The sequence below is a fragment of the Pasteurellaceae bacterium RH1A genome (assembly GCA_012221805.1).
In the GTDB taxonomy this organism is placed as follows: Bacteria; Pseudomonadota; Gammaproteobacteria; order Enterobacterales; family Pasteurellaceae; genus RH1A.
The window spans coordinates 1,669,194-1,681,099 of sequence record CP015195.1; the positions used below are offsets into that span (position 1 = coordinate 1,669,194).

Consider the following 11,906-nt stretch of genomic DNA (forward strand, 5'->3'; position numbering starts at 1 on the left):
TAATTTTTCAGAAAAATTTGCAAATTTTGATGAAAATTAGACCGCTTGTTGCTAACACAATATTCACTTTCAACTCCCACAAAGAATTATCGCAGATCTTGATATAGATCCACTTTAGATCAGAAACTTTTATCTCCATCTTGCCATTTCGTTTTTTTTTTGCACAATCAGCGTTGGTTATATAACCAATTCTATTTTTCTTCCAATTTATAAAGGGGATCTCTATGCTTAAAAAAATCGCTTTATCTACCTTCATTGCGTTAAGCCTAACCGCTTGCGGAAGCAGTGGTGGTTCATCTTCTAATCATCAGACACCTGATCAACCACCGTCACAACCACCTTCACAACCTCCATTAAATGGCGATGGTGGAAACGGTGGTGGTGGTGGCGGTGGTAGTAATCCGCCTCCTCCAGCAGACACCGTATATGGTGGCCAATGGTGGTCTTCTAATAGCGGTGATCATGCCAAAGGTACTGTAGCGAATAATGAAGACAAGATTATCGTTGATGGTAAGGACATTAAATTAGCCCCAGGGCTAAGCTCAAAAGTCGTAACTGAGTTAACCTATTCGCAATTTGGTTCTTACATTGATACAACCAAAAAGAATGCGGACGATGGGGAAAACACCACCTACCTTTATTCTTACGGCCAATTTACACCAGTAGCTGACATTCAAAAGACAGGTAAGGCTAGCTACCGTGGTACCGCGCATTATGGCAGTGAAGCCTTGGGTAAGGTTGTAACCGATGCCGTGGCTGCTTTTGATGTTGATTTTGGCGAGCGTAGTGTTAAAGGCGTAATTACTCACGCTGCGAGCAACACTAACTTAACTCTACCAACCGCAAAAATTGAGGGTTCTAGCTTTAAAGGCGAAGCCAATAATGTCGGCGTTTATGGTAACTTCTATGGGCCTAACGCTGCCGAAATTGGGGGAACCTTCTACAATAATATTTCTGCCAATGAATCAGGTTTTACGGGTGCTTTTGGTGCCAAAAAACAATAATCCCCGCCTAAAAGATACCCCGCTTATGCGGGGTATTTTGTCTATTAAAGATGATGCACCACCAGCTTCTTACACTGGCATTCCATAATCTCCGCATCCAAGTTAAAGACCTCAATCAGGCTCTCTCGGGTGATGATCTCATCTGGCGATCCACTCATGACAATTTCCCCATTTTTCATGGCAATAATGGTGTCGGCATAGGCACAGGCCATGTTGATGTCGTGCACCACCATCACGGTGGTCAGGGCCAATTCATCGGTGAGTTTACGCAAGAGCCGCATAAGCTCACGGGCGTGGAACATATCCAAGTTATTAAGGGGTTCATCAAGCAAGACGTGGCTGGTTTGCTGGCAGAAGGTCATGGCAATCAAGGCCCGCTGGCGTTGGCCGCCTGACAGTTCGCTTAAAAAGCGGTTGGCCAGATGGCTAAGTTCAAAACGTGCCAGGGCCTCTTGGACAATCTGTTTATCCTCCGCTTCTGGCCGGCCCTGATGGTGGGGGTAACGGCCGAACATAAGCAGATCTTCCACGGTAATACGGCTGTGAATTACGTTATCCTGGGTCAAGATGGCCAGGTGCTGGGCAATCTTGCGGGAGGGAGTTTGGCTGATGTCCATGTCGTCCAGCAAAATCTGCCCCTGTTGGATGGTGTTTAGGCGGGCAATCAGGGACAGGAGGGTGGATTTGCCCGCCCCATTGGCTCCAATCAGGGCGGTGATCCCGCCGTTGGGAATGGTCAGATTGATATTGTTGAGAATGTTAGCACCGCCGATTTGGTGGTGGATATTTTTAATGGTAATCACGGGTTGTTCCTAAAGTCCTACTAAGATGGCACCAGCCTCCAGGCTGGTGCCTACTATTTTTCAGCACCAGCCTGGAGGCTGGCGCTATCTCTGGAAATTTATGCTTTCTTCTTCAAAATCAAATAAATAAAGACCAAGCCACCGGCAAATTCTATGACCACGCTTAACACGCCCTGCATTTTCATCACCTGCTCGAAAATCGCCTGGCCGGCCACCAGGGTGATGGCAGAAATGGCGAAGGTCATGGGAATGCGGAGGCTGTGATCAACCTTGGGGCTGATGGCATTGACGATGGCACAGACCAAGAGGCCCAGGAATAAAATGGGGCCGACCATGGCAGTTGATACCGAAACAAGCAAGGCACAGCAAATCAGCAGGTGTTTGGAGAAAGGAGCATAGTCCAATCCCAGGCCGATGGCCCTGTCCTTGCCCAATAAAAGCACATCCAGTTTAAAACGTTGCTGCCAGATCCAGATGGCACTCAAGGTAGCAATCACCGAGCCAATCCATAAAAGGGTAACATTGACCGTGTTAAAAGAGGCAAAGGACGAGCCTTGGGCCACGGCAAATTCGTTGGGGTCGATCATGCGTTGGAGCATATTGTTAAGGCTCCTAAAGAGTACGCCAAAGATTACCCCCACCAAGATCATGCGGGTTAAATCGGTGTTGCCCCGGGTCAGGGTTCTAAACAGTAAAAGCGAACCGCCCAGCATAAGGGCTGTTTCAAAGGCAAATTTCCCTCCAGCATGCAGCTGGGTAAAGCCCAGCCCCCCGAAGAAAAAGACCAGGGCACTTTGGGTCAGCAAATAAAGGGAGTCGAAGCCCAAGATACTGGGGGTTAAAATCGGGTTGTGGGTCAGGGTTTGGAATAAAAGCGTAGAAACCCCGATGGTATAGGCCACAATCAGGAGCAGGAGCAACTTTTTGCCCCGGAAAGGCAGGACGAAATCCCAGTTGCCATTGGCCTTGTAGGTCATAAAAAAGGCACAGGCCCCAGCCAGGAGGGCCAAAAGGAGGAGCATTAAATTTCTAGCCTGCATGGCGTTTCCCCTTAAAGAGTAGGTAGAGGAAAATGATGGTGCCCACCACGCCGAAGACGGTTGAAATCGGGATTTCATACGGGGCATTGATTACTCTTCCTAAAATATCGCAAATCAGCACCAAGTTAGCCCCCAGCATGACCACGGCTGGCAGGTTTTGGCGAAGCCGATCGCCGGCTAGGCGGGAGACAATATTGGGCACAACCAGGCCAATAAAGGGAATCTGGCCAACCGTAACTACCACCACTGCCGTGATCATGGCCACCACAATCAGGGCAAACCAGGTCATCTGACGGTAGTTAATCCCTAAGGCAGTACTGATATTGCGGCCCAGGCCGGCAATGGAGAGACGATCGGCCATAATATAGACCACCACAGCCAGGCCAGCCGTGAGCCAAAGGAGCTCATAACGGCCAGACAAAATACCTGAAAAATCCCCCGCAAACCAAACAGAAAGCACTTGCAGGCTGTCGGTTTCATAGGCCACAAAGGTGGTCATGGCCTCAATCACATTACCAAAGACAATCCCGACCAGAGGCACCATAAGCTGTTGATGAGGGGGGAGCTTGTTGAGCAGCAAGACAAAAATGGCCATGCCCATCAGGGCTGTCACGGTGGCAATGGACATCTTAAAAATCAAGGCAGAAGCTGGAAAGAAGAGACTGGCAATCAGAATGCCCACGGCCGCACTCTGGCTGGCCCCGATCATGCTGGGTTCAATAAAGCGGTTTTTGAGGACAATTTGCAAGACCATACCCGCCACGCCCAGGGTGGCCCCGACCAAGATCACGGCCAGGGTACGGGGCAGGCGACTAATCAGCAGCACCTGCATTTGCTCGGGCGAACTAAAAACCTCCGCCCAATGGAAGTCTGCCACTCCCACTGCCATACTGATGGGGCAAAGGAGGAGCAGGAGGATAAAATTAAGTTTGTTGAGGGAAAGGAAGTTTGGCATTTTTATCGTCATAACAAAGATAACTGTAACCCCATACGAGCCGTATGGGGTTACGCAAATTAAGCAGCTCCGCTGCTTAGCAGCCACAGCGTGGCTGAAATAAGTAGCCTAGCACGGCTCGTGCTAGGCCAAAATCTTACTTCTTCTCAAACGCCTCTTTAATCGCTGTTAAATCCATCTTCATTTGCTCATAACCTGCTGGAGCCAGGTAAGAAGCGGCACTGAGATAGACCACATTGCCATTTTTCCAGGCATTGGTTTGGCGAACCAGGTCGTTGTCTAACACTTCTTTAGCCGATTTGCCTTCTTGGCCAATGGCAGCAATACGGTCTAAGACAAAGAGCCAGTCTGGGTTGAGTTTTTGGATAAACTCAAAGCTGACGGGTTGGCCGTGGCCGGCAGCAGTAATGTTAGGATCAACCATCGGCACGCCCACATCATTGTGGATCCAGCTTAAACGGTAGCCCTGGCCAAAGGCTGAAATCTTGCCACCATTGACCAAAATAATTAAGCCATTTCCCTTGCCCTTAACGGCTTCTTGGGTTTGCTTGAAGAGGGTTTCAATTTCGCCACGGAGTTCTGCTGCCTTGGCTTCCTTGTCAAATAAGAGACCAAAATCATCAATCCGTTTGAGGCCACTTTCGATAAGCTTGTCGCCGTTATCGGTCATATCAATGGCCTTGGCGATGCCACTTACATCATCATATTTCTTGGCAGAACGGGTGCCAACGATGATTAGATCGGGTTTTAACTCGTTGAGGGCTTCCAAATTTGGCTCAAACATAGTCCCTACATCCTTGGCGGCATCAAAGGTTGGCTTGAGGTAGGGCAGAACTTTTGAGGCATCCGGTGCACCATCAACTTTTACGCCTAGGGCTTGCAGGGTATCAAGCGAGCCTGTGTCGAATACGGCAATCTTGCTTGGCGTAGCCGCAAAAGTAACCTCGCCACGGGCGGTTGAAATGGTCACATCTTTGGCAAAGGCAGACGTGGTCAGTGCGGCAGCACAGCTTAGGGTAAAGAGAACTTTTTTAAGCATTGGATGATCCTCTGGTTGAAAGAAAGAGAAATAATTCTCAAGTATTTTAACGATTTTTTCACTGAGGTAAATGCAAAAAGTTCTCAATTTTGCTTTTTTTGTATGTTTGCTTGAATTTTAGGCATTTTCTATCCATTTGCAAAAAATTCGCCCTTTTGGCCCGCTTGTTATTGGACAAATATCCATAAATTAGCGAAAATTAGGCCTATTTTTCATTCCCATACAAGATAGCCATGACGACCGAAATTAACTACGAAGGCGTAGAACAAATGCCCATCAAGCGTTTTACCGAGGACGCTTATCTCAACTACTCCATGTATGTGATTATGGACCGGGCCCTGCCCTTTATTGGCGATGGCCTCAAGCCTGTGCAACGCCGCATTATCTATGCCATGTCCGAGCTGGGCCTCAATGCCCAGGCCAAGTACAAGAAATCTGCCCGTACGGTGGGCGATGTGCTGGGTAAGTTCCACCCCCACGGCGACACCGCCTGCTATGAGGCCATGGTGCTGATGGCCCAGCCCTTTTCCTACCGCTATCCGCTGGTGGACGGCCAAGGCAACTGGGGCGCACCTGACGATCCTAAGTCCTTTGCGGCCATGCGTTATACCGAGTCCAAGCTCTCCAAGGTGGCCGAGCTCCTCTTGGGCGAGCTGGGCCAGGGCACGGTAGAATACCAGCCCAACTTTGACGGCACGCTTGAAGAACCACAATACCTACCCGCCCGCCTGCCCCACATTCTGCTTAACGGCACGACTGGGATTGCAGTCGGCATGGCCACCGATATTCCGCCCCATAATATAGAAGAACTGGCCCAGGCCTGCGTCCTATTGCTTGACAAGCCCCAAACCAGCTTGGATGAACTTCTGACAGTGGTTCAAGGCCCGGACTACCCTACCAAGGCTGAAATCATCACGCCTAGAGCCGATCTGATTAAGATCTACCAGCAGGGCCGTGGCTCCATCAAGATGCGGGCCGTGTGGGAGCGGGAGGGCAATAATATTGTTATTTCTGCTGTACCCCACCAGGCCGCCCCGTCTGAGATCGTCAAACAAATTGCCGATCAGATGAAGAATAAGAAGCTGCCTATGGTGGACGATGTGCGGGATGAGTCCGATCAGCACAACCCGATTCGCCTGGTGATTGAGCCTCGCTCTAATCGAATTGACTATGAGGCCCTTATGAGCCACCTCTTCGCCACCACCAATCTGGAGAAGAGCTACCGGGTCAATATGAATATGATCGGTCTGGACGGCAAGCCCATGGTCAAGAACCTACATACCATCTTAAGCGAATGGCTAACCTTCCGCCGGGCCACTGTGACCCGCCGGCTCAATTACAAATTATCCAAGATTCTCAACCGCTTGCATATCTTGGCCGGCTTGCTCATTGCCTACCTCAATATTGATGAGGTGATTGAAATCGTCCGCAATGAGGACAAGCCTAAAGAAGAGCTGATGACACGCTTTAAGCTTAGCGAGCTACAGGCCGAAGCCATCCTCAACCTCCGCCTCCGCCAATTAGCCAAGCTAGAAGAGGTGGAACTGCGGGCCGAAGAGGACAAGCTACAAAAAGAGCGGGAGGAGTTAGAGCTGATTTTAGGTTCAGAACGCCGCCTCAACACCCTGATCAAGAAGGAAATCCAGGCCGATGCCAAGGCCTATGCCAACCCACGCATGTCGCCAATTGTGGAACGTGAAGAGGCCAAGGCCATTTCCGAAAGCGAACTGGCCCCAACCGAGCCTGTGACCATTATCCTCTCAGAAAAGGGCTGGGTACGCTGTGCCAAGGGCCACGATATTGACGTACAAGGCCTCAACTACCGCACAGGCGATGGCTATCTGGCCCACGCCCACGGCAAGAGCAACCAACCGGTGGTCTTTATCGACAGCACCGGCCGAGCCTATGCCCTGGATCCAACCAGCCTGCCTAATGCCAAGTCTCACGGCGAACCGCTGACAAGTCGAGTGACCCTGCCAGAAGGGGCGATCGTTGAGCATATCCTCACCGCCACGCCTGACACCAAGGTGCTGATGGCTTCTGATTCGGGCTATGGCTTTATCTGCACCTTTGAAGATCTGGTTTCCCGCAACAAGGCCGGCAAGGCAGTGATTTCCTTGACTGAAAATGCCAAGGTCCTCCCGCCACAAGTGATTGAAGATGAAGAGATGTCTTTGGTCGCCATGAGCAATGTGGGCAGAATGTTGGTTTTCCCACTCTCAGAGCTGCCAGTCCTCTCCAAGGGTAAGGGTAATAAGATCATCAACATCGCCGCCCAGGCGGCCAAGGAGAGAAAGGAACTCTTAGCCCGGCTCTTGCTGATCAAACCTAACTCTTCCCTCATCTTTGTGTCAGGCAAGCGTAAGATCACCCTCAAGCCGAGCGATATTGACAATTATCGGGGAGAACGGGCCAGAAAAGGTGCCCAACTGGTCAGAGGTCTAAGCCACGACTCGACAGTAGAAATTGTCGATTGATATAATAAGTCTTTACTATTAAACTAAAAGAAGAGGTCCAACCTCTTCTTTTTTATTTTTATATTTCAAGGAGTCATCATGAATAAGATAACTAAACTGAGCCTAAGCCTTATCACCAGCCTGGTTTTAAGTGCCTGTGGCGGCAGTGGCGGCGGCTCATCCCAGTCACAAGCGGCCCCCATTAACTCGGCCCCCACAGAAAAGGCCCAAGAAAAACAAGCACCCAAACAAGCTCTTCCAAATACTCAAAAGGAAGAAGCTCAGCCTGAGCCTATGCCTAAAGAATCTGAGGAATCTGCTCTTCCCCCTGTGAAAGAACAAGAGAACCCAACAGATAAAGCACCTCTGCCTAAAGAGCCTGAAGCTCATCCAAATCCTGAGCAAGCACCTTCTCCTAGCCAAGGGAATGAAGACATTAAACCTGAAAAACCTGTAAAACCTATGGTAGAAGATAGGCAACCAGAGCCTATGCCGCAAAGCTATAATGATCAAGAGGTCTTAAAAGAGCTTTCGCTTGACCATGAAGCCCAACCTTATCTAACCCTAACCTTAAATGATGATAAGAAGGTTGCCTTAGCCCTAGCCAAGGCGGATGATAAATTAAACCATATCACGAGAGATAAAGTTGAAACCCTGCGAGATAGCCAAGGCAATCTCGTTGGCTACTATGGCTATGCCTTGGTTAATCATCTCAAGCAAAATGAGGATGAACCAGATAAATTTGAAGGTTTAGCCCCAAAAGATTACTACCTCTTTAGTGCTGACGAGCGTCAAAAACATCGCCCAGAAACACAGGCAACCTTGCACTATGAGGGTAAAATGTTCTATCGCTACAATGAAGACAACCTTACACCAAAAACAGCTGAAGTCTTTGCCCAATATAAGGGGGAGAACAAAACTGCCTCTATGTGGATTAAGGATGGAGCAAACAGATGGTATTTAACAGAAAATCGTGTAGGAAATTTAAAAGCTGCCCAACGAGAAGTAGATGTTAGTGAAGATGGCGTTTTCAGCGGCCACCTACTACACGATAAAACAGGTGAAGCAACTAAAGTCACGCCAGATGGCAACTTTGTGGGCGGTTTTTATGGCTCACAAGGCGATGTCTTAGTTGGAGAAGCCAACGGGCTAAACTGGAAAGGCGTTGTTGGAGCAACTGTTAAACAAGAGGAGAAATAACTCCATGAGCTGATGGCGCCAGCCCCTGGCTGGTGCCTTATATAGGCATATAGGACAAAATAGTTGGTAAAAAGTGGCTTAAAGCCTTATAGTACAAGGCTTTAAGCCCTCTTTTTGAAATATGCACAAAAAACTGTCCTTTCTGCCAACATTCCCCAATCCAGAAGTATGGCAAACAAAATAATTTACAGCGTTATAAATGTCTTAGCTGTAATAAAACATTTACGTTTAAAAATAAATTAGATCCTGAAAGAATTTGGCTTGATTATTCATCTGGAAAACAAACACAAGCACAGCTAGCAGAAAAATACTCCTGCTCTTCTCGAACTATTCGAAGATATTTAGAGAAACACCCTAAATCCTCCTTAAATAAACCTCAAAACACATACTTGAACTTAATTATTGATACAACATTCTTTCACCGGGATTTTGGTGTAATGGTGTTTGTTGATAGCTCTACAAAAAAGTAATTTATCACCAAATAGTCAAAACAGAAAAAGATATCTATTACAAGAAAGCGATGAACTGCTTAAGGGAAAGAAACTATATTATTCAATCAGTTACCTGTGATGGACGCAGAGGTCTATTAAAAGACTTATTCAATACACCAACACAGATGTGTCAGTTTCATCTTGTCGCAATCGTAATGAGGGCATTGCGAAAGAAGCACCAATCACATGCGGGAAGAGAACTAAAAAGTATTATTAAGACACTTAAAACCAGCTCTAAAAATGAATTTTATTTAAAAATATATGAATGGAAGAAAAAACATCAATCATTTTTAAATGAACGGTCAGATAAACCAAATGACAAAGGGAAATACCCTTATAAACATCGAAGTGTAAGAAGTGCTGCTGCGAGTATTAAGCGTTATTATGATTATATTTTTACCTATGAGAAACATCCTGAGTTAAATATTGAAAAGACAACAAATAGGATTGAGGGTTTATTTAAGGAGTTAAAAGACAAATTACGCCCGCACAGCGGTTTAACAAGAAAGCATAAGATCTTGTTTATACAGGATTTTTTGAATAAAAAGAGCTGGTAAAGATCCTTTAAAATAATCCTTACCAACTTTTTTGTCCTATAGAAGCATAAAGTGCAAAAAGACCAACTATTTTGTCCTATATGCCCTTATATATCAATACCTTATCAGCACCAGCCTGGAGGCTGGCGCTATCTTAGGCAACTACTTAATCGCCACCATAGACCCAAAATTAAAGCACTGGAACCAAAGTTCAATCTGCTCAAAACCTGCTGCTTTTAGGCGGGATTTATGGGTGTCAATGCTGTCCGTCCGCATCACATTTTCTAAAGCCGTGCGTTTTTGGCTCACCTCTAATTCACTATAACCATTAGCCCGTTTAAAGGTGTGGTGGAGGTCAATCAAGAGTTCATTCATGCTTTCATCGGCAAATTTGAATTTCTCGGATAAAACCAAGACCCCATTAGGATTGAGCCCCTGGTAGATTTTAGTTAGGAGGGCCAAGCGATCATCTGGTGGCAAAAATTGCAGGGTAAAATTCAGCACCACCATAGAGGCATTTTTAATCTCAATATTGCGGATATCCTCGCACAAGATCTGGACAGGAATATCAGAGTGGTAGGCACTGATATGGTTACGGCAACGTTCCACCATGGGCTGGGAATTATCCACCCCGATAATCTGCACATCATTAACCGCCAAATTACGGCGGATAGACAAAATACCCGCCCCTCGGGAACAGCCCAGATCATAAACCCGAGAGCCTGCGGTGACAAAGCGTTGGGCCAGCATCCCGATGGCCGTAATAATATTGGAATAGCCTGGCACAGAACGCTGGATCATATCTGGAAAGACTTCAGCAACGGTTTCATCAAAGGTAAAGTCGCCCAACTTTTCAATGGGGGCGGAGAAAATGGTATCTTTAGGCATATTTAGCAAAAATAAGTCATGAAAGACGCTATTTTAGCGAAAATTTCATAAAAATGCTTGGAATTTGACAAGCCTATTAGCTAAGGGTAGTATGCCCAAAATCTATGAGGAGAAAGAAGCATGTTTTTACCCAAAGAAAATGGCTACGATGAGTATCTAGCAGAGCAAGTCAAAGAAGCCGACAAGGATGCAGCCGCAGGAAGGTATTACAGCAAAGAACAGGTTTTAGCAGAATGTGAACAGCTCATTTATGAAACGGCTGCCAGTATGCAGGAAGCTCGCTATGCCTAAAGCGGTTCGCTTGACAAGCAAGGCTCGATCCAATATTCAAGAGATCTTGCAAAACGTGGTTGAGTTCACTGGCTGGGCTTCCAGCGGTGAAAAGCTCTTAAGAGAGTTTCAAGAACAATTCGACTTAATCGGTTTTGTTCCTAAAGCAGGAAAAGCGGGCATTATTGCCGGCACACGAGAAGTTTTTTGCCGAAGTTATCGCATTGTCTATCGTGAATATGATGAGTTTGTTGAGATCACCACGATTTTGCATAGTCGGCGTAAATACCCATAAAAAGAAAGGACACCTCGGTGTCCTTTCTGATTTTTTAAGGTCTAACCCCCAAGGTATGGCAAATGGCATAACTAAGTTCAGAGCGGTTTAGCGTGTAGAAATGGAAGTCCTTGACCCCTTCTTTGGAGAGGATTTTGACCATATCCATGGCGATGCTGGCCGCAACTAAATTTCGGGAGGTCTGATCCTCATCTAGGCCTTCATACATCTTGTGCATCCAACTTGGGATCTTCACATTGGTGATCTTGGCCATTCTTTCTAGCTGCTTGAAGTTGGAAACTGGCAGGATACCCGGCACAATTTCTACATCAATGCCTACCGTGGCACAGCGGTCACGGAAGCGGAGGTAGCTGTCAATATCAAAGAAGAATTGGGTGATGGCTCGGCTGGCACCTGCGTCAATTTTTTGCTTGAGGTAGAGCAAGTCAGACTGGGCAGACTTAGCTTCAGGGTGAACTTCTGGATAGGCTGCCACCGAAATTTCGAAATCCGCCACCTCTTTTAAAAGTGCCACCAAGTCCGAGGCATAGAAAGGCTTTTTGGCATAGCCGGCAGGCTCATCACCTCGCAAGGCCACAATGTGGCGAATGCCGCTGTCCCAGTAGTCCTGAGCAATGGCCCGCAGTTCATCGGGGCTGGCGTCAATGCCGGTTAAATGCGGGGCGGCAATAATGCCCGTTTCCTGCTGAATGCTTTTGACGATGGAGTGGGTTCTGTCCCGCTCGCCTGAGTTGGCCCCATAAGTTACCGACACAAATTTAGGTTTGAGCACCTTTAAGCGGTGAATGGACTCCCAGAGTAGGTTTTCCATTTTCTCATTCTTAGGCGGAAAAAACTCAAAGGACACGTTAATCTTGCCATTTAGGTCGGCCACGCTCTGGTTGAGCAGGTCGATTTCTCTTGCGTAACTCATATATACCTCACTATAG

11 protein-coding genes and 1 pseudogene are annotated in these 11,906 nt (G+C 47.2%); 5 read left to right on the forward strand and 7 right to left on the reverse strand.

The annotated features are described in order from the left end of the window. Nucleotides 1-7: 7 nt before the first annotated feature. Entirely contained in the window at nucleotides 8-256 is a 249-nt protein-coding gene (locus A4G20_07815; protein ID QIW16244.1) for a hypothetical protein, read from the reverse strand. On the opposite strand from A4G20_07815, the gene A4G20_07820 reads away from it, so the two are divergent. Continuing rightward, entirely contained in the window at nucleotides 225-1,004 is a 780-nt protein-coding gene (locus A4G20_07820) for a hypothetical protein (protein ID QIW16245.1), read from the forward strand. The two genes, A4G20_07815 and A4G20_07820, sit on opposite strands and share 32 nt — an antisense overlap. Nucleotides 1,005-1,048: 44 nt before the next feature. Here the strand turns inward: A4G20_07820 and A4G20_07825 are convergent, their stop codons facing one another. From A4G20_07825 to A4G20_07840, 4 genes are all read right to left on the reverse strand, one after another. Continuing rightward, nucleotides 1,049-1,807: an iron ABC transporter ATP-binding protein gene (locus A4G20_07825; GenBank protein QIW16246.1), complete on the reverse strand. Its 759-nt coding sequence runs from the start codon at nucleotides 1,805-1,807 to the stop codon at nucleotides 1,049-1,051. A gap of 98 nt (nucleotides 1,808-1,905) precedes the next feature. After that, nucleotides 1,906-2,847, reverse strand: a complete 942-nt coding sequence (locus A4G20_07830) for an iron ABC transporter permease (protein QIW16247.1) — start codon at nucleotides 2,845-2,847, stop codon at nucleotides 1,906-1,908. After that, on the reverse strand, nucleotides 2,837-3,802 hold the full coding sequence (locus tag A4G20_07835) for an iron ABC transporter permease (protein QIW16248.1): 966 nt from the start codon (nucleotides 3,800-3,802) through the stop codon (nucleotides 2,837-2,839). Before A4G20_07835 ends, A4G20_07830 begins: the two co-directional genes overlap by 11 nt. A 136-nt stretch (nucleotides 3,803-3,938) precedes the next feature. Continuing rightward, on the reverse strand, nucleotides 3,939-4,841 hold the full coding sequence (locus A4G20_07840) for an enterochelin ABC transporter substrate-binding protein (protein QIW16249.1): 903 nt from the start codon (nucleotides 4,839-4,841) through the stop codon (nucleotides 3,939-3,941). A 233-nt stretch (nucleotides 4,842-5,074) separates the two neighbouring features. Between A4G20_07840 and A4G20_07845 the strand changes: the two genes are divergently transcribed. The 3 genes and pseudogenes from A4G20_07845 to A4G20_07855 all read left to right on the forward strand — a co-directional run bounded on the left by A4G20_07845 (nucleotide 5,075) and on the right by A4G20_07855 (nucleotide 9,545). Beyond that, nucleotides 5,075-7,318, forward strand: a complete 2,244-nt coding sequence (locus A4G20_07845) for a DNA topoisomerase IV subunit A (GenBank protein ID QIW16250.1) — start codon at nucleotides 5,075-5,077, stop codon at nucleotides 7,316-7,318. Nucleotides 7,319-7,396: 78 nt separating this feature from the next. Continuing rightward, a complete protein-coding gene (locus A4G20_07850; GenBank protein ID QIW16251.1) occupies nucleotides 7,397-8,497 on the forward strand; it encodes a hypothetical protein in 1,101 nt (366 codons plus the stop codon). A 437-nt stretch (nucleotides 8,498-8,934) separates the two neighbouring features. Beyond that, nucleotides 8,935-9,545 (forward strand): annotated as a pseudogene (locus tag A4G20_07855) (transposase). A gap of 141 nt (nucleotides 9,546-9,686) precedes the next feature. Here the strand turns inward: A4G20_07855 and A4G20_07860 are convergent. Beyond that, nucleotides 9,687-10,412 carry a tRNA (uridine-5-oxyacetic acid methyl ester)(34) synthase TrmP gene (locus A4G20_07860; protein QIW16252.1) on the reverse strand — a complete coding sequence of 242 codons (726 nt, stop codon included), beginning with the start codon at nucleotides 10,410-10,412 and terminating at the stop codon, nucleotides 9,687-9,689. Nucleotides 10,413-10,695: 283 nt separating this feature from the next. On the opposite strand from A4G20_07860, the gene A4G20_07865 reads away from it, so the two are divergent. Continuing rightward, nucleotides 10,696-10,977, forward strand: coding sequence for a hypothetical protein (locus A4G20_07865; protein ID QIW16253.1), 282 nt, complete (start codon nucleotides 10,696-10,698; stop codon nucleotides 10,975-10,977). 34 nt (nucleotides 10,978-11,011) lie between these two features. On the opposite strand, the gene A4G20_07870 is transcribed toward A4G20_07865, so the two are convergent. Further along, on the reverse strand, nucleotides 11,012-11,890 hold the full coding sequence (locus A4G20_07870; GenBank protein ID QIW16254.1) for a methylenetetrahydrofolate reductase [NAD(P)H]: 879 nt from the start codon (nucleotides 11,888-11,890) through the stop codon (nucleotides 11,012-11,014). Nucleotides 11,891-11,906 lie beyond the last annotated feature (16 nt).